The sequence below is a fragment of the Mucilaginibacter humi genome, assembly GCF_013087555.1.
In genome coordinates this window covers 12,255-37,510 of record NZ_JABFCR010000019.1, presented here as the reverse complement: position 1 = coordinate 37,510, position 25,256 = coordinate 12,255, and the positions used below count along the sequence as shown (strand labels likewise).

Sequence of the window (25,256 nt, the reverse complement as noted above, 5' to 3'; positions counted from 1 at the left end):
CATGCGCGAACATTTTATGGAGGGACATAAAAGAACCAACAGCTAACGCCACCATAATGATAAGCAAAACGGGCAAGAGAAAATGCAGTAAAAAGAAGCCGATTTATTTCTCAAAGATTGCAGCCTTCCGCTGCGACGAAAGGATTGGTTTCGCCTGGTAAATATCGGTGCGAGAGTCGGGCCGTAACGCCATTGGTCAGAGATTGTTGTCTGAGACACCGCTTGTTAGCCAACCTTGGTTTATAATCATCAAACAAAACCAATCTCTACTACTGGTCTTCAATCACTATACCTAGCATGCGATTATTTCATGCGCGAACAGCGCATAAGCTGGTTGCGACGTAACATATACACGTGAATCAGGCGGAAGTGGTGCTACCGGTGCCACGGGCGCCACAGGGACTACAGGTGGCGCAGGTGTTTCTTGTGCAGTAGCAGTGTTAAAGGCCCCAGGCTCATAACAGCCACTAAGGCGATACTATATATTTTTGCTTTCATTTTTTGATTTTTAAATTCATTAAATTGTTCAATTACATTTAGTTGCTGATTTAGCACCTCTGTTTGCACCTGCAAGTTCCGGATCATTGCGCGCAATACAGCTTCTGGTTAGGGCTGGTAGCCAAATCTTTATTTAATTTTTTATAGGTCGAATCCATTTTTGCCAACTCGGCCGTAAACTCTTTGTACAGTTGCGGGTCGGTTTTGGCAATGCTTTTAAGCTCGGTACGCTGTGTGGCAATTACTGATGCATAATGTACCTGTTGCTTAGCATACTCGGGGTTAATGGCTGCCAGGCTAACTGTAGCTGGTTTTTGCTTAGCCAGGTAAGTGATAAAACAGGTACCCATCGCTAAAATTACTAATGCGGCCACTCTTAAAACAAACCCCAACGAAAACGTTTTACCCTCTTTTTTTTCGTCCCTGAAATGTTGGGGCAGTTCTGTTTCTATCTTGCTCCACAGATCGGCCCTTGGTTCAAGTTCGTCAAAATGTTGTTTGTTGTTAATTATAAAATCCTCTAATCGCTTACTCATTGTACTATTCCTCTTCTTAATAAAATCTCGCTCAGCTTTCTTTTAGCTCTTAAAAATTGTGTTCTTGATGTGTTTTCTGTTATTCCTAATATTTGTCCTATTTCTTCATGGTCGTAACCCTCTATCAGGTATAATGATATTACCTGTTTATAGCCATCGGGCAATTCTTCCATCGCCTTTTTTACCGTGCTTACTTTGTATTGCACTTCTTCATCGTCATCCTCCTCCTCGTCAATTATATTATCTACATCTTCTCCCAGTTCTACCAACTCCATTTTACGTTTGCGCAACAGGTTTATAGAGCGGCTCACTACTATCTGCTTTAGCCATAAACCAAAAGTGGTTTCCTGCCTAAAGTCGTGTATGCGTTTAAAAGCATCTAAAAAAGCTTCCTGTAAAACGTCCTCGGCTTCGCCCACGTTACCCACTATCCTAAAGGCCACGTTTAACATGGCTTTAGCATATAGTTTGTATAACTCATAACAGGCCTTTTTACTGCCTTGCTTACATTCAACTACCAAGTTGTAATGCTTGTCTATGAATAAGGTGGTCTCCAAGTTTTTCTTTAAAGCTTTCGGGTTATATGACAACGGTAATTTTTAAACGTTGCATGATCATGAAATAATTATGAAAATAAGTTGAAGATAGCGATTATAGGTATAGTGATTAGAGGTTAGTTAATTAGAGATTAGTTTTTTTGTTTGATGGTTATAGATTAAAGGTTGGCTTAGCAAATAATCAGATTAAGTGACGGGCCTAATCTCAAATCACCAATTAACTAATCTCTGATAATGGCGTTGCCTGCGGCCCGTGCTCTCCGCTCATACGCCACGTGGCCTTAGGCGCAGGCCGGTATCCGCTTCGATCACTAACGCGGAAACTCACTAATCTTTAAAAACTCATCAATAGCCGCTACCGCATTTTCATATCTATCTTGCCCGGTACCGCTTATCAGCATATAATTGGCGTTTAAAGCATTTAGTTCTTTGTGCCATACCTCCATAAAATGTTCGCGCATGTGGGGAAATCGCGCAGGGGGTCATCCTGCCAGGGCAGGTCTATATTTAAAAGCAGGTAAAAGTCGTAGGGGTGTTTGGGTAACGCATCCAGTACTTCCTGTGGCGACTTGCCAAACATTTCATCGCTCCAGATTTTGACAGTAATAAAGGTAGTGTCGCAGATCAGTATTTCATTAGCCTGTGGCAGCAGCTCCTTTTCCAAAGCAATCTGCCCGTGAAACATATTAATCTCGTCTTGCCAGGTTGGGGGTTCGGTCAATTTTTCGCAATAGCCGCGGGCATACTCGGGCACCCAAACTGTCTGGTAATGTTCGGCAAGGTAGGCAGACATGGTTGATTTGCCTGTTGATTCAGGGCCAACAACGGCAATTTTCTTTATTCCGGCTTTCACGTAATAACCTCCTGCTTGTGCCAATCCTTTTTCCAATCAATATAGCCTAATAAAGCAATACCTACATATATGGCATACATTACAGCCGTTAAATGCAGGTCCTTAAATATATAAACGCCTACGTATATCACATCAACAAAGATCCATATCAGCCAGTTCTCTAATACTTTGCGGGCCAGCAATATTTGTGCTACCGGGCTGCAGGCTGTGCAAAAACTGTCAAGATAAGGGAACGAGGCAGTAGTATATTTTAATACAGAACCTAATATAATGGTGAAAACCACTATAGCAATAATCGATAAGAAGGTCTCGGTTTTTTTAATGCGCATTACGGGTGTCCTTACTTCGGTAGCGGGCTTTCTGCTCCAGTAATACCAGCCATAAATATTCATTCCCGGAAGTATACCTGCAGTCCCATATCCGCAAACAGGTGTGCCTCAAAAAATATAAAAATGTAAATTATAACGCTTATGATGGCGAATGGCCAGTTCCAGATAATATTTTTGGCAGCCAGTACACACACAACAAGCCGGTTATAACCCCAATTACTTCAAGTAGCGTTTGTTGTTGCCACCAGTTTTGCAACGCATGTAGTATTGCCATAGTTCAAATATAAAAAAAAGCTCCTTTTATGGCGCTGTTTTAAATGAACGGTTCTAACGGCACGTATTTCCCTCGAGGGAATATACTTAAATGAAAAAAATTTCATTTAAGGCAAATAAAAATAGGTTTTGTTAAATAAAAACTTTTAAATTTATACCTAAGATTTAAACGAGTCCTGCGAGGATACTTTTTTGTTGTGAGGAAAGCGGCATCGGGGACATATACTAAAATTTAATTGTTAATTTTTTGCAAAAAAAAGCCGTTCTTTTCATAGGGGAACGGCTTTTCTTTTTAGTGTACGTCTGTTGGTGCCTTAACGTTTTTCTTGAACGGTTGCAGGTATAACAATGGTATCGAAAATAACATTACCAACCCCGAGATATAATAAGCATCATCATAGGTTAACAGTAACGACTGTTTAATTACCGCACCTTCAATTGCCCCATAGGCCATGTGCAAAGCGTCGGTTACCGATTTGCCTTTAGCTATAAAGCTTTGCTGTATCATATGTAACCTATCGTTAAAGGCGTTATTGTACGGGTTGATATTACTTAACAGGTTGCTGCGGTGAAAACCTGTGCGAATGTGTATGATGGTAGTTAACACTGCTATACCAAATGATCCGCCCAGTTGACGCATCATGTTGTTTAAGCCCGTGCCCTGGCCAAGCTCCGGCCCTTTTAAGTCGGCAATGGCTAAGGTAGTTAACGGTACAAATAATAATGCCATACCAACACCTCTTATCAATAAGGGTATTAACACATCTGCCGGCCGGTAGCTAATGTAGACTTGCTCAACATAAAAGTAAACACGAAGAACAAGAACATGCCTCCCGTAGCCATAAATTGTGCCGGAATACCTTTGTTAAGCATCTTACCAATAAACGGCATCATTACAATGGTGCATAAACCACCCGGGAACAGCAGCTCGCCGGTTTGCTGTGCCGAAAAGCCCAAAAGGTTCTGGCAAAATACCGGGAACACGAATACCGATCCATATAAACCAAACCCTAATATAAACGAGGTAAACATCCCTACCGCAAAACTACGGTGCCGCAGGATGCTAAAGTTCACTATCGGGTGATCTGTGCTCAGTTCGCGCCATATAAACAGGATAACCCCAAATACCGCAGTTACAGTAAGCACAACAATGTAAGGTGTAGCAAACCAGTCTTCTGATTCGCCTTTTTCCAATATCGTTTGTAAGCTACCAACTGCAACAGCAAGTAAACCAATTCCCCACCAATCAATAGGCTTGCCCTTCGCCTCCTTGGGTGTTTCATTAATAAAAGTGTAGGCGCAAAACGCGGCCAATGCACCAACGGGTATGTTTACATAAAATATCCAGCGCCGGGTAGCGTGGTCGGTAATATAGCCACCAATGGTAGGGCCCACAGTAGGGCCTACTACTGCGCCCAAACCAAATAGTGCTGTAGCGGTACCTATTTGCTCGCGCGGCCAGGTTTCAACTAAAATAGCCTGCGATGTTGATATCAAACCACCACCAGCTAATCCACGAGTATCCGGAAAACAACCAGCTCGTCCATACCGGTTGCATTACCGCATAAAAATGATGCTATGGTAAATACAATGATAGATGTTATAAAATATTGTTTACGGCCAAAGCGGCTGCCTAACCAGCCCGACATTGGCAATATAATTACGTTTGCAACGGCATAGCCGGTAACCACCCGGCAACGTCCTCTAACGTGGCGCCCGGGTTACCTTGTATAACCGGTAAGGATACGTTTACTATCGTGGTATCTATCAGCTCCAGAAGCGAAGCCACGATAACCGTGATGGTAATAATCCATTTTTTAAAGCCAGTTTCAGCCATATTATTTAATATTATTATTGCGAAGTCTTAAGTCTGGAGTTCAAAGTCTAAAGTCGTTTTATATCGACTCAAGACTTTGAACTTTTGACTCCGGACTAAAAATTAGTCTTTAGTAATAACAGATACGTTTACGCTCATACCCGGGCGCAGTTTATCCAAAACATCTTTTGTTGCGTTTATTTTAATTTTCACAGGGATCCGTTGCACTACTTTTACATAGTTACCTGTGGCGTTATCCGGAGGTAATAATGAGAATTTAGCACCCGTGGCAGGCGAGAAATTGTAAACAGTACCTTCAATTTTAAGGTCAGGGAAAGCGTCAGCCTCAATATCAACTTTTAAGCCGTTTTTAATCTTCTCTAACTGGGTTTCTTTAAAGTTAGCGGTAATAAATAAGCTGTTATCATTAACAATTGAGAATAAAGTTTGCCCGGCCTGTACTAACTGACCTACCTGAACATTCTTTTTTGAGGCAATGCCATTTGCCGGCGATTTAACATCAGTGTAGCTTAATTGCAACTGGCATAATCAACATCAACTTGTCTTTGATTTACACCAGTATTGGTAACTTTTAACTGGTCGCGGGTGGTGCCAATTTGTTGTACGGCGGCTTTGTACTGGTCTCGTGCAGCGGCAAGGTTTGCCTGTGCAACTTCAAGATCTGATTTTGCCTGATCAAACTGTTGCTGGGTAATTGATCCATCTTTAACCAGGTTAGCATAACGGTCGTAATCTTTTTTAACCTTATCTAAACGGGCCTGTGCAGAAACAACACCTGCCTTAGCCACTGAAGAGTTTGAAGAGGAAGTAAAAATTTGCGATTGGCCAACATTTACGCCGGCGCTTGCTCCAACCTGGGCAGCTAATGCCTGTTGTAATTTGATCTTGTAATCGCGCGGATCAATTTTTACCAGGATCTGGTCTTTATTAACATGCATGTTCTCTTCAAAGTAAATGCTGTCAACATAGCCGCCAACACGTGCTACAACCGGGCTTATATCGCCATCAACCTGCGCATCATCCGTATCAACGTGTTTACTGTAGTATATGTATTCTTTTACACCAAAAATTGCTCCGCCTAAAAGTAAAATCCCTAAAACTATAGGAAGTACTCTGTTAGGTTTTTCGCTGGTGTTTCTGTTTCTTGCTTTGCCATTTGTGTCGTGTGTTATTTGTTAAGTTTTCCGGTTGATTTTAATAAAGTGTAATATGCCAGTCCAGCATCGGCTTTAGCCAATTCTAAATTTATCTGTGCCTGGTATAGTAATGTTTCTGCATCTGCCCTGTCCGTTGCTGATGCAATGTTGCTTTTGTATTTTGATGTCAGGATATTGTTATTCTCGCTTGCCTGTTCAATTGAAGTTTGCAAAAGCTGTATGCGGTCCATAGCGCTAATGTAATTCTGATAGTTTTGGTTAACCTCGTTTTTAATGTTATCTACAGTAATACCTTTATTAATGCTTACTTCCTCGCGCTCTAAACGGGCCTGTGCCAATTTGTTTTTATTGGTCCATAATGTACCAAAGTTCCAAGCCCCTGTTAAGCCGATAGTTACCGGCGTAATAAAGTTACCGCTTTTTGGTAAGGGGTTAATATTAGCATCAACATAATAGGCGCCTAACGATGCCGATAGCGTAGGCTTGGTTTCGGCGCTGATTGTTTTGATATTTGTTTCGGCGTATTTGTTACGCAGATCAAGCTGACGCAGCTCCTGACGGTTACTAACAGCCGAATCAACATAGTTCGCTAAAGTACCGATAGATCTTTTTGCCATAGGTATTTCGGCAATGGTTAACCGGGTGCTTTCGGGCAGCCCCAATAATATATTCAAGTTGTAATTGATGATCTTGCGATTACTCTCCAAATCTATACCGGTCAATTCAACATTTGAGCGTTGCAATTGGAAACGCAGCACATCATTTTTGGTAACCAGTCCCTGCTCAAAAAAGCGTTGCGATTGATGGATCTGCGCGTCAATACTTGCAAGGTTTTGCGTAACCACCTTTTGGCTCTGCAATACTTTGTACAGGTTGTAATAAGCATTGATGACCTGGTAAGTTATCTGGTCCTTATCCTTATCGGCGTCTAAGCGCGAAATGTTGGTTAATATTTCAGTCGACTGTTTAGCATACTTATATCTGCCACCGGCAAAAATAGTTTCGCTTAACGAGGCAATGCCCAAAAATGCATCGGCGCTTTTAGGTAGGTGAATATCGCTGTTGCCAAAAGCCAAAGTATTATAAGGTATTTCTGCACGGTTATAAGCAAGGCTTACACTACCGGTGGGCAGCGCTTTGTCTTTAGCCTGATTATATTGTGAAATAGCCTGATCAATACGCGATTGAGATAGCTTAAGGGTTTTACTGTTATCAAGGCCAAGTTTAATGGCCTCTTCTAATTTCAGGTCCCTTTCCTGCGCACGGGCATTGTTGCCAACCAGCGACATAAGTAACCAAGCCAGCACAACGGCTATCAATGGTAACTTGCAAAGGTGTAGTTTGTGAGATGTATTCAATTGTATATTCATAGTAGTTAATTGTTGTTGAGTAGGTACGCTTTCATTAAGTTTTTCATGAAGCTCTTGATCTGCGGCTTCAACTTTGCTTCTATCATCTTATCGTCGCGGATATCGTAACGTAATAATGATGAAGCTATCAGTGGGGTGTTAAGGATGTAATTTTTTGTACCATAAAGCGTAGCTATCACCATCGGGATATCAATATCCTTTTAAACTCACCGCTGGCTATGCCTTCATTAAGTATCTTATCCAGCTCAGTTACGTTTTTAAGCAGCAAATCCCGTAGTTTGTCAGATAGGTCGTTCCTTCTATTCATACCCATTTCCTGATACAGCAATCGTTGGAAACAGTTGTTGTTTACAATCTTTTCGCCATACATTTCAATGTACTGCTCCATTTTTTCCCAGGCATTTTTGCTTTCATCATTACCCAGATTTTGCAGTATATTTTGAAAAGATGATATTTTACGTTGAAAAATTGCCAGGGAACAAACCTTCTTTCGATCCGAAATAATAGTTTAACATGGCCATATTAACTCCGGCCTCGCCCGATATTAACCGGGTTGATGCGCCGTCAAAGCCTTTTCTGAAAACACGCGCTCGGCAACGTCCAGAATGTAGTCCTTTTTGTCTATTTTATCTTTGTCCATAATCTTTTAACAGTACAAAATTAATCAAACGATTGATTAATGCAACATTATTTTTATGTTAAATTCGCAATACACTGATTATCAGTAATAAAAAATTAATCAATCGATTAACTAACTATAATAAATACAAACTTTTTTACAACTTGTTTTAATAACGATTGAGAATAAAGATCTGGGACAAACACAAGAGCTAACAACATGGCCACCACTTATAGCCATACGTTTTAAACCTTCTGTGCAAATAAAAACTCCCACCCCGGTTTGTTGTTAAGTTTACAATATGAAAGTATTGCTGGCAGGTGCAAATGGTTATATAGGTACACGGCTCATTCCCGTTTTGTTGGAACAGGGCCATGACCTGATTTGCCTGGTGCGCGATAAGCGCCGCTTTCATGAACAAAGCGATTTTAGCGACAAGGTAACATTGATTAAAGGCGATCTGCTTAAAGAAGCTGGCGTTGAGGCGTTCCCAAAAGATATTGATGTGGCTTATTACCTGGTGCACTCCATGTCGCAGGATAAAAACTTTGCTGAGTTGGAAGCGCAATCAGCCCAAAACTTTGTAAAGCAACTGGATAAAACCCATTGCAAGCAACTGATATTTTTAAGCGGGATAACTAATGATGATAACCTTTCAGAGCACCTCCTGTCGCGCCGGCATGTAGAGGATGTGCTGCGCGAAGCTAAGGCAAAGCTAACCGTTTTACGGGCAGCAATTATTATTGGTTCCGGCAGTTCATCATTTGAGATTATCCGCGACCTGACCGAGAAACTACCCATAATGACTGTTCCGCGCTGGGTGCATACCAAGTGCCAGCCAATCGCTATCCGCGATGTGCTGGGTTACCTGTATGGTGTAATGCTTAATGAAAAAGCTTTTGATAAAACCTTTGATATTGGCGGGCCCGACATTCTGAGCTTCAAAGATATGATACTTACCTACGCCAATGTGCGGCATTTAAAAAGGCGCATCATTACCATCCCGTTCCTGTCGCCTAAGCTCTCGTCATATTGGCTTTATTTTGTAACGTCGGTTAGTTACTCGCTGGCGCAAAGTTTGGTTGACAGTATGAAGAACGAAACTATCATGAAGAACCATGATATTGACAAAGTGGTTAAACGGCAATGCCTCACCTATCGCGAAGCTCTGGATTTGGCATTTAAAAAAATAGAACAAAACTCGATAGTTTCCAGCTGGCGCGATGCGTTAAATAACGGTTATCTCACCTCCGATTTTATGGACCAGATAAAAGTCCCTCAAAACGGGACCTTGGAATATAAAGTTAACACACCCTTCAACCGGGATCCGGTAGCGGTGTTAAATAACATTATGGCCATCGGCGGTAAACGCGGGTGGTATTATTGGGACTGGATATGGGGTTTGCGCGGTTTTTTTGATCGTGTTGTTGGCGGCGTCGGGCTTCGACGGGGGCGTACCAGCGATGTCAGCATATCAAACGGAGATGTAATAGACTTTTGGCGCGTATTATTGGTTGATAAGGTAGCCAAACGTTTATTACTGTATGCAGAAATGAAACTGCCCGGCGAAGCCTGGCTGGAGTTTAAAATAATTGAGCGCAATGGCAAGAAAACCCTAAGCCAAATTGCTACTTTCAGGCCCAATGGGTTATGGGGGCGTTTATATTGGTACCTGATGTTTCCATTCCATTTGTTTATATTTAAAGGCATGGCGCAGCAAATTGTAAATTTTGAAATACTACCTGCCAAAAAATGAGCAAACATATTTTAATAACCGGCGGTACAGGGATGGTAGGCACTAAGCTTACCCAACTTTTATTGGATAAGGGCTATTCGGTCAGTCATTTAAGCCGCAAACTTACTGATGTTGATACCCGTGTACATACCTATTTATGGGATGTAAATAAAGGCGAAATTGATGAGCACGCTGTTGACGGCGTGGATGTAATTGTTCATTTAGCTGGGGCAAATGTGGCTGACGGCCGTTGGACAAACGACCGCAAAAAGAGATCATCCGCAGCCGCACCAAATCAATTGAGCTGATTTATAAACTAATGCGTGATAAAAAATCGCATACCGTTAACACCGTAATATCAGCATCAGGTGTTGGCTACTATGGCGACAGGGCCGACGAACTGCTTACTGAAGACAGCGCGCCCGGTACAGATTTCCCGGCCAACGTTTGCCTGCAATGGGAGCATGCCGCTGATACCGGCGAGTCGCTGGGATTGCGCATAGTGAAGTTTCGCACCGGGGTTATCCTGGATGCAACCAACGGGGCGCTGGCAGCTTTGGCTAAACCTGTAAAGTTTGGGTTGGGGTCGCCGCTGGGTAGTGGCAAGCAATGGCTGTCATGGGTCCATGAAGAGGATGTTATTAATATGTATCTCTTCGCGATAGAAAATGAAAGCTTAAACGGCGACTATAATATGGTTGCCCCAAACCCTGCTACCAATAAACAGCTAACGCAGGCGGTGGCAAAACAACTACACCGCCCGCTATGGTTACCCAAGGTGCCGGCATTTGCCTTACAACTGGCGCTGGGCGAAATGAGCGCCATGGTATTAGCCAGCCAGAAAGCATCCGCACAAAAAGTTGAAGATACCGGGTTCAAGTTTAAATATCCTACTTTAACCTGGGCGTTGAAAGAAATCTATAAATAAACTTTTCATTGGATACAAAAACAACCATTTTCTGGTTTCGGCGCGATTTGCGGTTAGATGACAATGCGGGTTTATATCACGCTTTAAAAAGTGGTAACCCGGTGTTATGCCTGTTTATTTTTGACCCGGCAATATTGAATGAGCTCGTTAATAAGGCGGATACCCGCGTAACTTTTATTTATGATACGCTAACCGCTCTGCAGAAAGAGCTTGAAGAACACGGCAGCAGCCTGCTGGTTTTGTACGATGAGATCGAAACAGCCCGGCGCAAGGTTTTAAAAGATCATGATGTTTCAGCGGTATACACCAATCATGATTATGAGCCTTACGCCAAAACCCGCGACGAGCAGGTTAAAATGTTATTAGGCAAACGGGGCGTCGAACTAAAAACCTATAAGGATCAGGTAATTTTTGAACGGGATGAAGTGATCAAAGATGATGGCAAGCCTTACACTGTTTTTACCCCTTACAGCCGCAAATGGAAACAACATTTGAATGATTTTTATTTACGCACCTACCCCTCCGAAAAATATTTAAGCCACCTGCTCAAGATAGAACATTTACCTATCCCCACATTAAAAAGTATGGGGTTTGAGCGGAGCAAGCAGGAGATTCCCGGTAAAAACTATAAAAATATTATTGATGACTATGCCGAAAAGCGCGATTACCCGGCCATACAAGGCACCTCGCACATTGGCATACATTTACGGTTTGGTACGGTTAGCATCCGCAAGTTGGCTACTGATGCAAATAATGCGATAGAGAAAACCTGGTTGAATGAATTGATATGGCGCGAGTTTTATATGATGATCCTCCATCATTTCCCGCGTACCAAGAATCAAGCTTTTCGGCCCGAATACGACCGCGTACAATGGGTAAACAACGAAGCTGATTTTGATGCCGGTGCAAGGGCCAAACCGGCTATCCACTGGTTGATGCCGGCATGCGCGAATTGAACGAAACCGGCTTTATGCATAACCGTATCCGCATGTTAACTGCCAGCTTTTTAACAAAGGACCTTTTGATAGACTGGCGCTGGGGCGAACGTTATTTTGCAGAAAAACTATTGGACTATGAAATGGCCAGCAACGTAGGCGGTTGGCAATGGGCAGCCGGATCAGGCACAGATGCTGCGCCTTACTTCCGAATTTTTAGCCCCGATGCACAAACGAAAAGATTCGACCCTGAATTGAAATACATAAAAAATGGGTTCCGGAGTATGCTGATTTCAGCAAATATCCTAAACCCATTATTGATCACGCTGTAGCGCGCGACCGTTGTTTAAAAGCTTTTAAAGCCGCTTTAAGCAAATAATTATGGTGAGATACTACGAACCTGCACATCAAACCTAAAGCAGCTATTTGGCGGCACCGAGCCGGAGCCTGTCTTTCCGTAAGCCAATGATGATGGCATTATTATCCTGATCAATGCACCTGCAGTGGCATATTTTTTCAAGGCTATCTGTACACCTTGAATCAGGTCCGGAACATCAAAGGGTTGAAGATGAGATGCATCATTATATTGGTCAACAACGTTTCCGTTAAATAAACTCGCCGTGTAAGTCATTTCAATTGTGCTGTTTTCGGTTATTGGCACCGTACCTGTACCGGGTACATCTATCTGGTACCAAAAACCAGCAGGGTCATACTGCATAACCGAGGTTAAATTATTATTGGCCGGTATCTTTTAATACTTGCAACATCATAAGCAGCCTGATTATCAATAACATGAATATAATAGTCAAGACATTGGTTACCTGCTATTCTACCAGAAGTAAGCTCGCTGCTACCCGAACCTGCACCGCTGGTGCCGTAGGCAAGTCGCGAAGGCACAATAAGACGCATGGCCCCGCCCCTATACTTTAATATATTATGAATAGCTGATTGTACCCCTGAACACCAATTCCTAACGGCCTTACTATTGTTGAGATATGGCCTGTAAATTCTGGAAATGATTGCTTAGCGTATCAACCGAAACATATTTACCATCAACACTGCGTACACTAAAAACTACCGAAATATTATCAGAGTAATCTATAGGGGCACCTGTGCCCGGATTAGATATGCTGTAGTACATACCGCTTGTATCACGTGTCATCCCGGTTATACCGTTAGCACTTATATAGGATTTTATTTGATCTTCATCATACTCCTTAATTGTTGGGCCGTAATTATCTTTTCGGCAGGATACTAAGGCTATTGCAGCAAATAATAAAAAAGTAAAAGTGGTTTGTTTCATTTGTATTTGTTGTTTCTGGCCCGTTAACTAATCGGCTTTGGACCTTATTGCCATTACAGCAATCATTTAATTTATATTGTAAAACCCATTAATATAAGGGCTAATATTTGTTAATTGGTAATATCATACAACCGTATGTTAAAATCAAGTATTGCGTTAGGTGGTAACCCATCTTTTAAACCATACTCTACACCAACTGTTGGCTGCGGATTTGGCCCGTATGCATAACGTGATGGTATTAACAATCTTACTATCCCGCCTTTTTTTATTTTGGGGATACCCAACTGCCATCCTAATATTACTTGTGACAACGTAAACGAAGGATGAAATTCGTTTGTTTGTCTGAATAGCTGCCCGGTTGTTAATAATCTTCCGGTATCGGCTATAGTAACCTTGGTTGACCTTGTGAACAAAGCATTACCACTACCGGGCTGTATAACAATGTAGTAAACCCCGAGGTGTCAATTTTAGTAGCATTTAATGTCGGGTTTGCTTTTAAATAATCAGCAATTATCTTGTCATCTATGGCTTTTTGTGCTTCATACACTGCTTTACCTGTACTTGTTGATTTACCACAAGCCATAATAAAACAAGCACCTAAAAACAATATGACTACCGCCGCTCTGTTCATTTACTTTTCAAAAGGCAAATTTATTCTTTTATATGTCAAAAACAGCAGCTTAACACTTTTTAACATTTAAATATCGCTTGTTTTGGTAATTGCCGGGGGTGTTGGCTATTTATTAGGCGCTTCGGGCTTGTAATTTAAGGTGAGTTGGTTGATCTTTTTAAGCATATCGGTTAAATACAACTTATCTGCCTCGCTAATGTGGGTGTTAAGATAATTGTTAAACTGCTTTACTACCGCGCGGGCCTGCTGCCTTTTTCTTTACCTAACGGTGTAAGATAAATTTTTACAGATCGTTTATCGCCCCGGTTTGATTCGCGGTAGATCAGCCCGGTTTGCTCTAACTGGTTTAACATCCGTGAGAGGCTGGTTGATTTTAACCCTAACAAAGCAGCCGCCTGCGACACGGTTGTGCCTTCCTCATCATCAATATTAATGAGCAAATAACCTATAGATTGTGTTATACCAAAATCAGTAACCAGGGCATTATACCGGTTTGCAACGGTTTGCCAAACTATCTTCAAAAAATAATCTATAGTTTCCTGGTGTTTTATATTGGCCGGCATATGTTATACTAAACAGTTGTATAGCGCAATTGTACGCAATTTTTCATAAAACTTATTACCAACCTATGGCTGTATCATCACCACGCGGGTCGGCACCGCCACGGTAACCGTCTTTTGTTTTTAAAATAGCGTCTACCCTACCTATGTTGCCACCGGGAACTATTTTATATCCTTTTTGATCGAGTTTACTAATTGTAGCTGCGTCAAGTGCACCTCTTTCAATATCTACCTTATCAGGCATCCACTGGCTATGAAACCGTTTGGATGTAACGGCATCCTGCATGCTCATATCAAACTCAATCACATTTAATATGGTTTGATATACCGATGTCATAATAGTCGACCCACCGGGCGTGCCCACCACCATAAACAGTTTACCATCTTTGGTAATGATAGTCGGGGTCATGCAGGATAACATGCGTTTATTGGGTTGTATGGCATTGGCTTTACCGCCCAATAACCCGTACATGTTTGGAACGCCGGGTTTTGAGCTAAAATCATCCATTTCATTATTTAGCAAAAACCGGCCCCGCCTACAAATATCTTCGATCCAAACGTCCCATTCAACGTGGTGGTAATAGCTACCGCGTTACCTTCTTTATCAACGATAGAATAATGAGTTGTCTGGTCGCTTTCATAACCAGCAAAGCTGCCGGGTTGTATACTGCTGCTTGGTGTGGCTGCATCCCAGCTAAAACTATTCATCCGTGCTTTGATATAGGCCGGTCTTAATAAGCTATCAACCGGTACCTTATAAAAATCGGGGTCGCCCGGTATTTTGACCGGTCAGCATATACTCTACGCTCGGCCTCAACCATCACCCTAACAGTCGAATCGCTATTAAAGCCAAATCGGTGTAATGGATATGGTTCAACTGATTTTAATAACTGCACCAAAGCTATCCCTCCACTTGAAGGTGGCGGCATAGTAAAAACAGTATATTGTTTATAAGTGCCTTTTATTGCCTTGCGCCATACGGCATGATAGTTTGCCAGATCAGTTTTTGAAATTAGACCGTTACCTCTTTTCATTTCAGCAACAATAGCTTCAGCAGTTTTACCAGCATAAAAGCCTGCGCGGCCATTATCGCGAATTAATTGCAAAGTTTTAGCCAGATCAGCCTGTACCAATATATCTCCCTCTTTCCATGGCTCGGCATTTACCGGTAGGTTCTACCGGGATTCATGCGAATAAAGGTTTCGCGCTTGCTATTCATGTCGCTTGCCAGGGCGGGCTGTTATTTTAAATCCATTTTGCGCGAGATCAACAGCAGGTTGCACCAGTTGGGCCCACTTTAACTTACCATATTTTTTATGCGCCTCTACCATCCCGTCAACAGAACCTGGCACACCCGATGCCCGGTGGGTAGCCAAACTCATATCAGGTATCACATTTCCGGCTGCATCAAGGTACATATTGGTAGTTGCCAAAGCGGGAGCCTTTTCTCTAAAATCAAGCGTATTTGCCTCGCCCTTTGCCGACCGCAACACCATAAACCCACCGCCGCCTAAATTACCCGCCTGCGGATGCACTACGGCTAAAGCAAACTGTACAGCTACGGCTGCATCAACAGCATTACCGCCTTTTTTAAGAATTTCAACACCAACTTTAGCGGCATCGGGATAAGCGCAAACCACCATACCGTTTTGATATTTTTGCCCGGTACCTTGTGCTCCTGCAAGGTTGGCAATCAACACAAAAACACTCAGATAATACCACTTTCTACACATAACAATCGTATTTTATTTAACAACTAAGCTAAATAATTATAGCTAAAGTCCTATTAAACCACGGTAGTTTTTGCACGTCTTTACCATAAAATTTAAAAACTTACGTTATAGCATCATGAAAAACACTACTTATACATTACTTATTGCAGCTACTTTTTTGTTCATTGGCTTACGATCGAACGCGCAGGATTACAAAATGGCTGCCGGTTTAAAATTTGGCGGATACGAAAACGGTATCTCAGGCAAATATTTCATGGATAATAAAACCGCCATTGAAGGTTTATTAGGTTTCCGCAACAGCGGCCTGGTAGTTACCGGTTTATACGAAATCCACCGGGAAGCTTTTGGAGTGCCTGCATTAAAATTTTATTACGGGTTTGGCGGTCACATAGGCTCGGTTGGGCAAGGCACTTACCGTACTTTTAATGGTAACGACCGCATTTATACCAAACCACAGTTATTATTAGGTGGCGATGGTGTTATAGGGTTGGAGTATATCATTCCAGAATCGCCAATTGCAGTCAGTTTAGACCTTAACCCACGGGTTGAGCTGGCCACCGGCCCCTATTTCGACCTCGGCACCGGGATTAGGTATAAAGTATATTTTTAAATAAACTTATTTAACAACCGGCAAAGTACCGGCAACAAAAAAGGTGTTGAGCAAAACTCAACACCTTTTTATATTCTGCTAATTCCGAAATCGCAAATCCGATATCCGAAATTAAAATTTACTCTGCTACTACTGAAAAAGGTACTTGTACCTTAACTTCTTTATGAAGGTTTACAATTGCGGTGTAATCACCAACAAATTTTGGTTCCTGGTCAAAAGTAATACGGCGACGGTCAACATCAAAACCTTCTTTTTCAATGCATCAGCAACTTGGATTGTGTTGATAGCACCAAAGATTTTTCCGGTTTCGCCGGCTTTAGCACCGATAGTCAATTTCACACCTTCTAATTTAGCGGCAATTGCATCGGCATCCTTGCGTATTTTTTCTTGTTTAAATGCAGCTTGTTTCAGGTTTTCGGCTAAAACTTTGCGTGCAGATTCAGTAGCTAATATGGCGTATCCTTTAGGGAATAAAAAATTACGGCCATATCCTGGTTTAACGGTTACTACATCGTCTTTATCACCCGGTTTTTTATGTCTTGTTTTAAAATAACTTCCATTGTCTTTTACCTCCTGATTATTTTAATGAGTCTGTAACATAAGGTAATAAACCAATGTGGCGCGCACGTTTAACGGCTTGAGCCACTTTACGCTGAAACTTTAATGAAGTACCGGTTAAACGGCGAGGTAATACTTTACCCTGATCATTAATAAACTTTAATAAAAAGTTAGCGTCTTTGTAATCGATATACTTAATGCCATTCTTTTTAAAACGGCAGTATTTTTTACGGTTGTCCTCTACTTTAGGGGCGGTTACGTATTTAATTTGGTCGTTTGCCATTAGTTTGCTTCCTCCACTTTAGCTGCAGGTTTCTTGTTAAAAGCACCACTGCGTTTTTTCTCATTGTAAGCTACGGCATGTTTGTCCAAAGCTATAGTCAGGAAACGCAAAACACGCTCATCGCGTCTTAACTCGACTTCCAATTTGTTAATTAATTCACCGGAGCCTTAAATTCAGTTAAGTGATAGTACCCGGTCACTTTCTTTTGGATTGGGTACGCTAATTTTCTCAAACCCCAATTATCCTCCTGGACAATTTCGGCTCCGCCATCAGTAAGAGTTTTGCTGTATTTGGCTATTGCCTCTTTAGCTGTTTCTTCTGATAACAACGGGGTTAGAACGATCACGATTTCGTACTGTTGCATTATTATACTTTGATTTTTAATTAATTAACCCGACAATTCGGGGCTGCAAATGTAGGAAGATATTTTGATTTATACAATACAAAACGTAAGTAATATGCTTCGTTAATTTTATACCTGCGTTATAGCAGATAATATACCTAACTTTTGTTCATAAAAATAAAACACAAATTTAACGCTGAGGATAAAACATAAGATTAAGTTTGATTGTCTTTTAATCATCAGCTAAACATTAGTATCATGGAGTTTGAATATCTTGAAAGCCAATCAACAAATCATACCACATTTATGTATGATACCATTTATTTCCAACAACCCGGCGAAAATGATTTTACCGAGGGCGATTGGGAAGATGAAGAGGATGAAGATTTTGATGACCTGGCTGATGACCTGGACGACCAGCATGCTATACAGGTAAGCGATGATATTAACGAACCTGATGCAGAGGCTGAATATGACATCACCAACCCCGATCCGGATGATGATCATTTACCTGAGGAGGAGTTACAATAGTTCATACCCACTCCCAATTTATCAACAATCCATTTTGACGCTTCCAGATAAAGCAATTTGTTGCTACCTTAGTAGCTGTGGATAATTTTATTGTTTCGGCACGCAAATACCGCCCGGCTACTTTCGAAACCGTTGTCGGTCAGCAACATATAACAAATACGCTAAAAAACGCTATCAGGAATAACCAGCTGGCACAAGCGTTTTTGTTCTGTGGCCCGCGTGGCGTAGGCAAAACTACCTGTGCGCGTATCCTTGCCAAAACTATTAATTGCGAAAATTTACAGCCAAACGGCGAGGCCTGCGGTACCTGCACCACCTGCCAGTCTTTTCAAAACGGCAATTCGTTTAACGTACACGAGTTGGATGCGGCCTCAAACAATTCGGTTGATGATATCCGCAGCCTGATAGAACAGGTACGCATACCGCCACAAGGCGCCCGTTATAAAGTTTATATTATTGATGAGGTGCACATGCTATCGCAGGCGGCGTTTAATGCTTTCCTGAAAACGCTGGAAGAACCCCCTCATTATGCCATATTTATACTAGCTACTACCGAGAAACATAAAATACTGCCTACTATCCTGTCGCGTTGCCAGATCTTTGATTTTAACCGCATTGGTATTGATGATATGGCTAACCACCCGGCATCAATCGCACAAAAAGAAGATATCAAGTATGAAGTTGACGGCCTGCACATTATCGCCCAAAAAGCTGATGGCGGTTTGCGCGATGCTTTATCAATGTTCGACCAGATCGTTAGCTTTTCGGATGCGAATGTTACCTACCGCTCGGTTATTGATAACCTGAATATTCTTGATTACGATTATTACTTTAATATAACAGATAGCCTGCTGACTGAAAACACGGCTAAAACGCTATTGTATTTTGATGAGATCTTAACTAAAGGCTTTGATGGCGCACATTTTATCTCGGGCCTGTCAGAACATTTCCGCAACCTGTTAGTAACCAAGGATGCATCAACCTTAAAATTGCTGGAAGTAAGCGAGGGAATAAAAGCTAAGTATTTACAGCAGTCGCAGGCGGCCAGCGTGTCGTTCCTGTTATCGGCAATGAATATTGCCAACCAATGCGACCTGAATTATAAGCTAAGCAAAAATCAGCGCTTGCAGGTTGAACTGGCTTTACTTAAAATGTGCCACTTGCTCTCGGTTTTTAGCCTGGCTACAACGCCGCTAACTGCAATGCCCGACAACGAGCAGCTAAAAAAAAACCTGATACCTCAGCAATAAGTGCCCCAAAACCACCTGTCGTTAATAATGAGGTAGCTATGGTTGCAGATACGCCTGCACCTTATACGTTATCACCCAAGAATATTGACCCTGTTAAGCCTGCAACAGAAAATGTAAAGGAAGCGCCGGTAACGGAAAAGCCTAAACCATCTTTTGTACCTAATGCCGGTGTTATGTCTATAAAAATACCATCGTTAAAAGACATTGGTAATACACCAGAAACTATAGCTGAAGAAGAAGATCCTTATTTAAAAGGCGACGCGAAAGAGGCCTTTACCTTCGACGATTTTTTAAGAGAGTGGAATACCTATGCTTCAAAAATAAAAACCGAAGGGAAAATGAACCTGCTGCCTGTTTTTATAACCGAAGTGCCTACCATGTTGGGGCCCAATGTTTTCGAAATAATAGTTGCCAACAAGGTACAGGAAGACCTTTTCAGGGATGAGAAGCCTTATTTCCTTAATTATATGCGCAGCACACTTAAAAACTTTGACATTGAAGTTAATGCACGCATAGATAAGCAGGTTGCTGTAAAGCGCCCATATACCAGCCAGAAAAATATCAGCATATGGCTGCTAAGAACCCCCGGTTGGCCGAACTAAAAAAACGGTTTAACCTTGATTTTGATTAAGTATCGGGAACTTTGTATCTTTAGGGTTAAAATATTTATCAACTACCACGTGATAACTAACAATAAATTATTGATACTGGTTAGTTTAACTTGTATTCTATTAACTTCATGCAAACTTGATGACCCTCTAATACCTGTCCCAAATCCCAATTTCAATCCCGGAGGCACCGTTTTGGGTATTAACATTCATAGTAAAACCATTAACGATGATTACCTTACCCATCTCTGGACGGTTAGTTCAACTGTAAAACAATACTATGACAGCAATGACATTGTTGTTTCAGGAGTGAGTGTGCCTAACAGGTTCACCTCTGTATTATTGGATGACAATGCTAAAACATTTACTTACACTAATGCCAAACTTCTCTACTCTGATCAGAACGCTTCGGGGCCTTATAGGTTGTCTCTTGGTAATAATGTTTTATATATAGAACTGGCAAGCAACGTTTTCTTTGAAAACGCCACAAGTACTACCCGTATCTCAAATTTAACAGCCTACGCAATGACATGGCTAACCATTGACAACAATACGGTCATTATTAACGGAAAACCGGTTCATGAAGCTTATCAGGTAATTTTTGCCAGTAGTCTATTGATCTGTTATTTAGGCGTGTCATTTTTTGGATAGCCTTCTTCATCCAGGTCGTCCCGGTCATCTTCTGGCGTATGGCTCAGCATTTCATCAATTGGGTCAACATCTACAATTTCGCCATTATCAATGTGCATACCTAACTGGTCAACATCTGTTTCTAACGATTCATTCGGGATATATTCGTCGACTGCATACGGGTTAGCCTCATCATAGGTTGAATCCATATCGGCGCCATTTTTTTTTGAACTGTTGTAAGGGTCAGGGTGATCATAATCCGGGTCGTCACTTCTTACATCCAGCTCATAGCTGTTATCATCGGCATTAAAACGCAATTGCTGTTTGTCAATTGTTTCGCCAAGTTCGTCTTTAAGGGTTTTGTCCCTGTCGTTTTCGTTGCTAAAAGAATTATTGCTCATGGGTTTATTATTTATATAATAAAATTACAGTAAAAACCCTGCCAAAAAGTGATTTAACCCACTAAATAAAATGATTAATCAAAGCTGATCTGTTTTCTGTACGTAGCAACCCCTCCTATAGCAAATTTTATCCCGATGGAAAATTGAGAAAACGAGTCTTTTCCTGTCCCGGCTGTGAAACCATCAAGGCCATCACCCATTATAAAATTATATTGGTACCCGGCATCTATTTTAAACCCCGGCTGGTTATACTTATTAAAGAACTTTATCTCGTACCCTATCCTGACCGGAATAACAATCTGGTTGCTGTTATTTTCGCCGTCAGTATAAAATCCTGGGGTTTTAATAGACGCCCGGTTAATATCTGTCATATGATTGACAACAAAACCAACGCCTGATGAAACATAAAGATTTTTAAAGGCATTAGCCATTTTGCTTTGCGAATAGTCTATTATTTCGCCCATTTGTAACTGCGCCCTAAACATTACCGCGGCGAAGTTATTATTAAATTGCCTGCCACTTGCTGTAGTTAATGAATCGCCACCTTGTAACGTACCTGTATGATATTCAATGATATAGTTAACAAATGGGGTTGCGTTATAATTGAAGTTAAAATGCCCTGACCGTGTGCTTACGATAGTTTCCGCATCTGTATAAGCACTATTAAAATCAAGGCCCAGGGCCCAGGTCATATTGTGCAAAGTCATTACTCTGCGCCTTAACCGAACCAACTGCCGGGCAAAGAACAAACAGAAAAGTATATTTTTTTATAAAAAGGTTCATACGTTATTTAGGGGCAAGTTTACAAGTTAGTTTAGCAACGATTATTGCGACGCATGCCTAACCGCCTTTACTATACATTATCAGGTGTATTTATTGGTTAAATTTAAAGTATTGATGTTTTAAATTATATCTGCTCCGAATTTATTTAAAATTAACCACTATTTTACAATTACAAACAATTATTGATAAACAGGATTTTATATCTTTGGTGCCACTATAAAAAATAAGATAACCCGGTATGTCAAAAATTAAAGTAAATAATCCCGTAGTTGAGCTGGATGGCGACGAAATGACCCGCATCATCTGGAAATTTATAAAAGATAAATTGATAGTTCCGTACCGGACCTTGATATTAAATATTATGATCTTGGTTTAGAATATCGTGATGAGACTAACGACCAGGTTACTATTGATGCCGCTAACGCCATTAAACAATATGGTGTTGGTATTAAATGCGCTACTATCACACCTGATGAAGCGCGTGTAGAGGAATTTGGCCTGAAACAAATGTGGAAATCGCCAAACGGTACTATCCGTAATATTCTGGACGGTACGGTTTTCCGCGAGCCTATTGTAATGAACAATGTGCCGCGTTTGGTACCAAACTGGACCGCACCTATCTGCATTGGCCGTCATGCTTTTGGCGACCAGTACCGCGCTACCGACTTTTTAACAAAAGGTAAAGGTAAGCTTACCATTAAATTCACGCCAGAGGATGGCAGCCCTGAGCAATCATTCGAGGTGTTTAATTTCAAAGGTGATGGCGTTGCTTTGGCAATGTATAATACTGATGAGTCTATCCGTGGTTTTGCACACGCTTGCTTTAACCAGGCTTTAATGAAAGGCTGGCCTTTATACTTATCAACCAAAAACACCATCCTTAAAAAATATGATGGCCGTTTTAAAGATATTTTTGAAGAGATCTATCAAAACGATTACAAACAAAAATTTGCAGCTGCCGGCATTACTTATGAGCACCGTTTAATTGATGACATGGTTGCATCGGCCCTTAAATGGAACGGCAACTTTGTTTGGGCTTGTAAAAATTATGACGGCGACGTTCAATCTGACACCGTGGCACAGGGCTTTGGCTCATTAGGTTTAATGACATCAACCCCGGTTACACCTGATGGCACCGTTATGGAAGCAGAAGCAGCCCACGGTACGGTAACCCGCCACTACCGCGAGCACCAGGCAGGCCGCCCAACATCAACTAACCCTATAGCATCTATCTTTGCGTGGACACGTGGTTTAGAGTTCCGTGGTATCCTTGATGGTAACCAGGAATTGATCGACTTCTGCAAAGCTTTAGAAGAAGTTTGTATCGAGACTGTAGAAAGTGGTAAGATGACCAAAGATCTGGCCATCACCATCAAACCAAAAGTTGAGCACGGTGTAGATTATTTATACACCGAGGAGTTCCTTGAGGCTATTGATGAGAACTTGAAAAAGAAGTTGGGTAAATAATTACTGCTTACATCATAAAGAAAGCCTCCTGTTATATCGGGAGGCTTTTTTGTAACCTTCTCTCTCCCACCCGCGTCATAGCCCGCATGGAAATTAAATTTACGTGGCGCTATTGCCCTGGCCTTTATGGCATTTGTTTTTGTGTTTGGCCAGTTGCATGAAATGGCACATATGATTACCGGGTACCTTATTTGCGGACAATCAGGAATTCAACTGGATTTCAACCTGATTCGCCCGATATGTGCCGCCTGCGAGAACAGCCCTTATACGTATATATCCGGTATTGCAGGCCCCCTTTTTAGCTATTTAATGATGTGGACAGGTTATTTTATCCTTCGATCTGAAAACACTAAACGCTACGGTTTAGGTTTTGTGTTAATATTAGGAAACCTTGCTTTCGCGCGAATATTTACTGCTGGTATGGGTGGCGGCGATGAACGTGGAATATTAACCTATTTTTTCAGTAATCAACCGTTACTGTTAATCAAGGCAATTAATTTTCTATTGGTATTTACTTTAGCGTTTCCGCCAATATATATGGCTTACAAAAGGCTGGCTAATAAACACAAGTTGTTGGTAATTTCAGGGTTTTGTGTTGTGCCGCTTTGCATTATGTATCCGTATGAATTTATGCTTTTAGGCGAGGTATTAAAAAGCGGATTTTTAGCTAAAAGGCATCTCTTAGGCGTAGCCGACATGATATACCTGCACACAGCAATTATGGGCATGATAGTTGTGTTTTTTAGAAAAACCTTATTTAAGGCTTATACAAATTCCATAACTTAGCGCAAAAATTCACATCCTATCATGTCAACAGCACTATATCCGCTTAAATTCAAAACCATTTTCAAAGACAAAATTTGGGGCGGTCAAAAAATAAAAACTTACCTGCATAAAGACTTTGGCAACCTGCCAAATTGCGGCGAAACCTGGGAGATCTCGGGCGTAAAATCTGATGTCTCAATTGTTGAAGGCGGCGCGCTTAACGGTGAATCGTTGGCCGATCTGTTAGTACAATACGGTGCCGACCTGGTAGGCGAAAAAGTGTACAAGCACTTTGGCAACATCTTCCCGCTACTGGTGAAGTTTATTGACGCTAATGAGGACCTTTCTATCCGGGTACACCCTAATGATGAGCTGGCCAAAAAACGCCATAACTCGTTTGGTAAAACAGAGATGTGGTACATTATTGAGTCTGACCCCGGCTCGACCCTGATTGCGGGCTTCAATAAAGAACTAACACAGGAAGAATATTTAGAGAAGTTTAACAGCGGCCATTTAATGGATGTGCTTAACCGCGAAACCGCCAACGAGGGTGATGTTTTCTTTTTACCTGCGGGACGTGTGCATACTATAGGCGCAGGATTATTGTTAGCCGAGATCCAGCAAACATCAGACATTACGTACCGTATTTATGATTTTGACCGGGTGGATGCCAATGGCAACAAACGCGAGTTACATACCGAAGAAGCCCTTGCCGCGATCGACTATAAATATTACGGCAACTACAAAACCAAATACACACCTGAAAAGGACGAGACAGTTGAATTGGTAAGCTGCCCATACTTTACTACCAGCGTATTAGATGCTACTGAAGGTACAAGTAAAGATTACAGCAACCTGGATTCGTTTGTGATACATGTTTGCCTTGCCGGGGCTTACACTATTAAATACAATGGCGAAAGCTACCCGGTTAAAATGGGCGAATGTATTTTACTGCCAAAAACAATTGATAAAATTGATTTGGAAACAGCGGGCGGGTTTAAAATACTGGAAAGTTTTATAGCATAGGTTATATTTAAAACAAACAACAAAGGAGCGTTAAGCCCCCTTTGTTGTTTGTTCACCATCATGTCATTTCGAAGCGTAGCGAGAAATCCTATACGCCTTGCAACAGGTCTGCTTGTTTAATATTTCTCCCTCGTACCTCGGTTCGAA

The 25,256-nt window shown here is 41.5% G+C and carries 35 protein-coding genes and 5 pseudogenes; 14 read left to right on the top strand and 26 right to left on the bottom strand.

All coding sequences use genetic code 11. The annotated features are described in order from the left end of the window. Window positions 1-402: 402 nt before the first annotated feature. The 15 genes and pseudogenes from HK413_RS05685 to HK413_RS16905 all read right to left on the bottom strand — a co-directional run bounded on the left by HK413_RS05685 (window position 403) and on the right by HK413_RS16905 (window position 7,955). Window positions 403-585, bottom strand: coding sequence for a hypothetical protein (locus tag HK413_RS05685; RefSeq protein ID WP_175269451.1), 183 nt, complete (start codon window positions 583-585; stop codon window positions 403-405). Next, complete coding sequence (locus HK413_RS05680) at window positions 582-1,034, bottom strand: hypothetical protein (RefSeq protein ID WP_175269450.1); 453 nt, start codon at window positions 1,032-1,034, stop codon at window positions 582-584. The genes HK413_RS05685 and HK413_RS05680 overlap by 4 nt, the downstream gene beginning before the upstream one ends. Next, on the bottom strand, window positions 1,031-1,624 hold the full coding sequence (locus HK413_RS05675) for an RNA polymerase sigma factor (RefSeq protein WP_246229869.1): 594 nt from the start codon (window positions 1,622-1,624) through the stop codon (window positions 1,031-1,033). Before HK413_RS05675 ends, HK413_RS05680 begins: the two co-directional genes overlap by 4 nt. A gap of 278 nt (window positions 1,625-1,902) precedes the next feature. Beyond that, window positions 1,903-2,384: pseudogene (locus HK413_RS05670) on the bottom strand (AAA family ATPase). 56 nt (window positions 2,385-2,440) lie between these two features. Next, window positions 2,441-2,967 (bottom strand): annotated as a pseudogene (gene pnuC / locus HK413_RS05665) (nicotinamide riboside transporter PnuC). 371 nt (window positions 2,968-3,338) lie between these two features. Continuing rightward, window positions 3,339-3,776, bottom strand: coding sequence for an MFS transporter (locus tag HK413_RS16935; RefSeq protein WP_246229867.1), 438 nt, complete (start codon window positions 3,774-3,776; stop codon window positions 3,339-3,341). A gap of 26 nt (window positions 3,777-3,802) precedes the next feature. Then, the gene (locus HK413_RS16930) at window positions 3,803-4,543 is read right to left on the bottom strand and encodes an MFS transporter (protein WP_246229865.1); all 741 of its coding nucleotides are present in this window, start codon (window positions 4,541-4,543) and stop codon (window positions 3,803-3,805) included. A gap of 11 nt (window positions 4,544-4,554) precedes the next feature. Next, entirely contained in the window at window positions 4,555-4,737 is a 183-nt protein-coding gene (locus HK413_RS16925) for an MFS transporter (RefSeq protein ID WP_317169323.1), read from the bottom strand. Beyond that, on the bottom strand, window positions 4,707-4,883 hold the full coding sequence (locus HK413_RS16920; protein ID WP_246229863.1) for a hypothetical protein: 177 nt from the start codon (window positions 4,881-4,883) through the stop codon (window positions 4,707-4,709). The genes HK413_RS16925 and HK413_RS16920 overlap by 31 nt, the downstream gene beginning before the upstream one ends. A 102-nt stretch (window positions 4,884-4,985) precedes the next feature. Then, complete coding sequence (locus tag HK413_RS16915; protein ID WP_246229861.1) at window positions 4,986-5,402, bottom strand: HlyD family secretion protein; 417 nt, start codon at window positions 5,400-5,402, stop codon at window positions 4,986-4,988. Beyond that, window positions 5,393-5,821: an HlyD family secretion protein gene (locus HK413_RS16910; protein ID WP_246229859.1), complete on the bottom strand. Its 429-nt coding sequence runs from the start codon at window positions 5,819-5,821 to the stop codon at window positions 5,393-5,395. Before HK413_RS16910 ends, HK413_RS16915 begins: the two co-directional genes overlap by 10 nt. Before the next feature lie 230 nt (window positions 5,822-6,051). Continuing rightward, the gene (locus HK413_RS05650; RefSeq protein WP_317169322.1) at window positions 6,052-7,347 is read right to left on the bottom strand and encodes a TolC family protein; all 1,296 of its coding nucleotides are present in this window, start codon (window positions 7,345-7,347) and stop codon (window positions 6,052-6,054) included. Window positions 7,348-7,415: 68 nt separating this feature from the next. Next, window positions 7,416-7,592, bottom strand: a complete 177-nt coding sequence (locus HK413_RS05645; protein ID WP_175269448.1) for a hypothetical protein — start codon at window positions 7,590-7,592, stop codon at window positions 7,416-7,418. Further along, window positions 7,586-7,798, bottom strand: a complete 213-nt coding sequence (locus tag HK413_RS05640) for a hypothetical protein (RefSeq protein WP_175269447.1) — start codon at window positions 7,796-7,798, stop codon at window positions 7,586-7,588. The genes HK413_RS05645 and HK413_RS05640 overlap by 7 nt, the downstream gene beginning before the upstream one ends. Before the next feature lie 67 nt (window positions 7,799-7,865). Next, window positions 7,866-7,955 (bottom strand): TetR family transcriptional regulator, encoded by a 90-nt coding sequence (locus HK413_RS16905; RefSeq protein ID WP_175269453.1) that lies wholly within the window; start codon window positions 7,953-7,955, stop codon window positions 7,866-7,868. Between the two features lie 375 nt (window positions 7,956-8,330). On the opposite strand from HK413_RS16905, the gene HK413_RS05630 reads away from it, so the two are divergent. The 5 genes from HK413_RS05630 to HK413_RS20830 are packed head-to-tail and all read left to right on the top strand — an operon-like array spanning window position 8,331 to window position 11,959. Next, window positions 8,331-9,785, top strand: coding sequence for an SDR family oxidoreductase (locus HK413_RS05630; RefSeq protein WP_175269446.1), 1,455 nt, complete (start codon window positions 8,331-8,333; stop codon window positions 9,783-9,785). Beyond that, window positions 9,782-10,072, top strand: coding sequence for an NAD-dependent epimerase/dehydratase family protein (locus HK413_RS16900; RefSeq protein ID WP_246229857.1), 291 nt, complete (start codon window positions 9,782-9,784; stop codon window positions 10,070-10,072). The genes HK413_RS05630 and HK413_RS16900 overlap by 4 nt, the downstream gene beginning before the upstream one ends. After that, a complete protein-coding gene (locus HK413_RS05625; RefSeq protein ID WP_246229855.1) occupies window positions 10,015-10,692 on the top strand; it encodes a TIGR01777 family oxidoreductase in 678 nt (225 codons plus the stop codon). The genes HK413_RS16900 and HK413_RS05625 overlap by 58 nt, the downstream gene beginning before the upstream one ends. 8 nt (window positions 10,693-10,700) lie before the next feature. Next, window positions 10,701-11,648 carry a deoxyribodipyrimidine photo-lyase gene (locus tag HK413_RS05620; protein ID WP_317169321.1) on the top strand — a complete coding sequence of 316 codons (948 nt, stop codon included), beginning with the start codon at window positions 10,701-10,703 and terminating at the stop codon, window positions 11,646-11,648. Next, window positions 11,636-11,959, top strand: a complete 324-nt coding sequence (locus tag HK413_RS20830; RefSeq protein ID WP_317169320.1) for an FAD-binding domain-containing protein — start codon at window positions 11,636-11,638, stop codon at window positions 11,957-11,959. Before HK413_RS05620 ends, HK413_RS20830 begins: the two co-directional genes overlap by 13 nt. Window positions 11,960-12,006: 47 nt before the next feature. On the opposite strand, the gene HK413_RS05615 is transcribed toward HK413_RS20830, so the two are convergent. From HK413_RS05615 to ggt, 6 genes and pseudogenes are all read right to left on the bottom strand, one after another. Next, entirely contained in the window at window positions 12,007-12,345 is a 339-nt protein-coding gene (locus HK413_RS05615; protein ID WP_175269445.1) for an FKBP-type peptidyl-prolyl cis-trans isomerase, read from the bottom strand. 264 nt (window positions 12,346-12,609) lie between these two features. After that, a complete protein-coding gene (locus tag HK413_RS05610; protein WP_175269444.1) occupies window positions 12,610-12,930 on the bottom strand; it encodes a hypothetical protein in 321 nt (106 codons plus the stop codon). Window positions 12,931-13,040: 110 nt separating this feature from the next. Further along, complete coding sequence (locus HK413_RS05605) at window positions 13,041-13,343, bottom strand: FKBP-type peptidyl-prolyl cis-trans isomerase (protein WP_175269443.1); 303 nt, start codon at window positions 13,341-13,343, stop codon at window positions 13,041-13,043. Further along, a complete protein-coding gene (locus tag HK413_RS05600; protein WP_175269442.1) occupies window positions 13,313-13,561 on the bottom strand; it encodes a hypothetical protein in 249 nt (82 codons plus the stop codon). Before HK413_RS05600 ends, HK413_RS05605 begins: the two co-directional genes overlap by 31 nt. Window positions 13,562-13,791: 230 nt before the next feature. Then, complete coding sequence (locus HK413_RS05595; RefSeq protein WP_317169319.1) at window positions 13,792-14,124, bottom strand: MarR family winged helix-turn-helix transcriptional regulator; 333 nt, start codon at window positions 14,122-14,124, stop codon at window positions 13,792-13,794. A gap of 55 nt (window positions 14,125-14,179) precedes the next feature. Next, window positions 14,180-15,764 (bottom strand): annotated as a pseudogene (ggt, locus tag HK413_RS05590) (gamma-glutamyltransferase). Window positions 15,765-15,969: 205 nt separating this feature from the next. Here ggt and HK413_RS05585 point away from each other — a divergent pair. Next, entirely contained in the window at window positions 15,970-16,464 is a 495-nt protein-coding gene (locus tag HK413_RS05585; protein WP_175269441.1) for a hypothetical protein, read from the top strand. Window positions 16,465-16,582: 118 nt separating this feature from the next. Here the strand turns inward: HK413_RS05585 and rplI are convergent. The 3 genes and pseudogenes from rplI to rpsF all read right to left on the bottom strand — a co-directional run bounded on the left by rplI (window position 16,583) and on the right by rpsF (window position 17,669). Further along, window positions 16,583-17,024 (bottom strand): annotated as a pseudogene (gene rplI / locus HK413_RS05580) (50S ribosomal protein L9). 17 nt (window positions 17,025-17,041) lie between these two features. After that, window positions 17,042-17,305 carry a 30S ribosomal protein S18 gene (gene rpsR, locus HK413_RS05575; RefSeq protein WP_067054791.1) on the bottom strand — a complete coding sequence of 88 codons (264 nt, stop codon included), beginning with the start codon at window positions 17,303-17,305 and terminating at the stop codon, window positions 17,042-17,044. After that, window positions 17,305-17,669: pseudogene (gene rpsF / locus HK413_RS05570) on the bottom strand (30S ribosomal protein S6). Before rpsF ends, rpsR begins: the two are co-directional and overlap by 1 nt. Window positions 17,670-17,906: 237 nt before the next feature. On the opposite strand from rpsF, the gene HK413_RS05565 reads away from it, so the two are divergent. The 4 genes from HK413_RS05565 (at window position 17,907) to HK413_RS05550 (ending at window position 20,688) form a co-directional block, all read left to right on the top strand. Then, window positions 17,907-18,179: a hypothetical protein gene (locus HK413_RS05565; protein ID WP_175269440.1), complete on the top strand. Its 273-nt coding sequence runs from the start codon at window positions 17,907-17,909 to the stop codon at window positions 18,177-18,179. Window positions 18,180-18,256: 77 nt separating this feature from the next. Beyond that, a complete protein-coding gene (locus HK413_RS16895) occupies window positions 18,257-19,429 on the top strand; it encodes a DNA polymerase III subunit gamma/tau (protein WP_175269439.1) in 1,173 nt (390 codons plus the stop codon). A gap of 38 nt (window positions 19,430-19,467) precedes the next feature. Continuing rightward, on the top strand, window positions 19,468-20,031 hold the full coding sequence (locus HK413_RS16890) for a hypothetical protein (RefSeq protein WP_175269438.1): 564 nt from the start codon (window positions 19,468-19,470) through the stop codon (window positions 20,029-20,031). Window positions 20,032-20,232: 201 nt separating this feature from the next. Next, entirely contained in the window at window positions 20,233-20,688 is a 456-nt protein-coding gene (locus tag HK413_RS05550) for a hypothetical protein (RefSeq protein WP_175269437.1), read from the top strand. Here the strand turns inward: HK413_RS05550 and HK413_RS05545 are convergent. Both HK413_RS05545 and HK413_RS05540 read right to left on the bottom strand, forming a co-directional pair. Next, on the bottom strand, window positions 20,661-21,068 hold the full coding sequence (locus tag HK413_RS05545; protein ID WP_175269436.1) for a hypothetical protein: 408 nt from the start codon (window positions 21,066-21,068) through the stop codon (window positions 20,661-20,663). The genes HK413_RS05550 and HK413_RS05545 overlap by 28 nt on opposite strands. 74 nt (window positions 21,069-21,142) lie before the next feature. Continuing rightward, window positions 21,143-21,760, bottom strand: a complete 618-nt coding sequence (locus HK413_RS05540) for a hypothetical protein (RefSeq protein ID WP_175269435.1) — start codon at window positions 21,758-21,760, stop codon at window positions 21,143-21,145. 329 nt (window positions 21,761-22,089) lie between these two features. Here HK413_RS05540 and HK413_RS22605 point away from each other — a divergent pair, with 329 nt between their 5' ends. From HK413_RS22605 to HK413_RS05525, 4 genes are all read left to right on the top strand, one after another. Continuing rightward, a complete protein-coding gene (locus HK413_RS22605; RefSeq protein ID WP_246229853.1) occupies window positions 22,090-22,227 on the top strand; it encodes a hypothetical protein in 138 nt (45 codons plus the stop codon). Next, window positions 22,176-23,318, top strand: a complete 1,143-nt coding sequence (locus tag HK413_RS05535; protein WP_317169325.1) for an NADP-dependent isocitrate dehydrogenase — start codon at window positions 22,176-22,178, stop codon at window positions 23,316-23,318. Before HK413_RS22605 ends, HK413_RS05535 begins: the two co-directional genes overlap by 52 nt. A gap of 126 nt (window positions 23,319-23,444) precedes the next feature. Further along, window positions 23,445-24,104, top strand: a complete 660-nt coding sequence (locus tag HK413_RS05530) for a hypothetical protein (protein WP_175269434.1) — start codon at window positions 23,445-23,447, stop codon at window positions 24,102-24,104. 21 nt (window positions 24,105-24,125) lie between these two features. Beyond that, entirely contained in the window at window positions 24,126-25,109 is a 984-nt protein-coding gene (locus HK413_RS05525) for a type I phosphomannose isomerase catalytic subunit (RefSeq protein ID WP_175269433.1), read from the top strand. Window positions 25,110-25,256: the final 147 nt, after the last annotated feature.

Excerpts from the sequence above, each read along its gene's own strand:
- HK413_RS05685 (WP_175269451.1), bottom strand. The coding sequence starts at position 585 with ATGATCCGGAACTTGCAGGTGCAAACAGAGGTGCTAAATCAGCAACTA.
- HK413_RS05680 (WP_175269450.1), bottom strand. The coding sequence starts at position 1,034 with ATGAGTAAGCGATTAGAGGATTTTATAATTAACAACAAACAACATTTT.
- HK413_RS16935 (WP_246229867.1), bottom strand. The coding sequence starts at position 3,776 with ATGGCATTATTATTTGTACCGTTAACTACCTTAGCCATTGCCGACTTA.
- HK413_RS16920 (WP_246229863.1), bottom strand. The coding sequence starts at position 4,883 with ATGGCTGAAACTGGCTTTAAAAAATGGATTATTACCATCACGGTTATC.
- HK413_RS16910 (WP_246229859.1), bottom strand. The coding sequence starts at position 5,821 with ATGCATGTTAATAAAGACCAGATCCTGGTAAAAATTGATCCGCGCGAT.
- HK413_RS05645 (WP_175269448.1), bottom strand. The coding sequence starts at position 7,592 with ATGGTGATAGCTACGCTTTATGGTACAAAAAATTACATCCTTAACACC.
- HK413_RS05640 (WP_175269447.1), bottom strand. The coding sequence starts at position 7,798 with ATGGAGCAGTACATTGAAATGTATGGCGAAAAGATTGTAAACAACAAC.
- HK413_RS05630 (WP_175269446.1), top strand. The coding sequence starts at position 8,331 with ATGAAAGTATTGCTGGCAGGTGCAAATGGTTATATAGGTACACGGCTC.
- HK413_RS16900 (WP_246229857.1), top strand. The coding sequence starts at position 9,782 with ATGAGCAAACATATTTTAATAACCGGCGGTACAGGGATGGTAGGCACT.
- HK413_RS20830 (WP_317169320.1), top strand. The coding sequence starts at position 11,636 with ATGCGCGAATTGAACGAAACCGGCTTTATGCATAACCGTATCCGCATG.
- HK413_RS05615 (WP_175269445.1), bottom strand. The coding sequence starts at position 12,345 with ATGCAGTATGACCCTGCTGGTTTTTGGTACCAGATAGATGTACCCGGT.
- HK413_RS05610 (WP_175269444.1), bottom strand. The coding sequence starts at position 12,930 with ATGAAACAAACCACTTTTACTTTTTTATTATTTGCTGCAATAGCCTTA.
- HK413_RS05600 (WP_175269442.1), bottom strand. The coding sequence starts at position 13,561 with ATGAACAGAGCGGCGGTAGTCATATTGTTTTTAGGTGCTTGTTTTATT.
- HK413_RS05595 (WP_317169319.1), bottom strand. The coding sequence starts at position 14,124 with ATGCCGGCCAATATAAAACACCAGGAAACTATAGATTATTTTTTGAAG.
- HK413_RS05585 (WP_175269441.1), top strand. The coding sequence starts at position 15,970 with ATGAAAAACACTACTTATACATTACTTATTGCAGCTACTTTTTTGTTC.
- rpsR (WP_067054791.1), bottom strand. The coding sequence starts at position 17,305 with ATGGCAAACGACCAAATTAAATACGTAACCGCCCCTAAAGTAGAGGAC.
- HK413_RS05565 (WP_175269440.1), top strand. The coding sequence starts at position 17,907 with ATGGAGTTTGAATATCTTGAAAGCCAATCAACAAATCATACCACATTT.
- HK413_RS16890 (WP_175269438.1), top strand. The coding sequence starts at position 19,468 with ATGGTTGCAGATACGCCTGCACCTTATACGTTATCACCCAAGAATATT.
- HK413_RS05545 (WP_175269436.1), bottom strand. The coding sequence starts at position 21,068 with ATGAGCAATAATTCTTTTAGCAACGAAAACGACAGGGACAAAACCCTT.
- HK413_RS05540 (WP_175269435.1), bottom strand. The coding sequence starts at position 21,760 with ATGACCTGGGCCCTGGGCCTTGATTTTAATAGTGCTTATACAGATGCG.
- HK413_RS22605 (WP_246229853.1), top strand. The coding sequence starts at position 22,090 with ATGTCAAAAATTAAAGTAAATAATCCCGTAGTTGAGCTGGATGGCGAC.
- HK413_RS05530 (WP_175269434.1), top strand. The coding sequence starts at position 23,445 with ATGGCATTTGTTTTTGTGTTTGGCCAGTTGCATGAAATGGCACATATG.
- HK413_RS05525 (WP_175269433.1), top strand. The coding sequence starts at position 24,126 with ATGTCAACAGCACTATATCCGCTTAAATTCAAAACCATTTTCAAAGAC.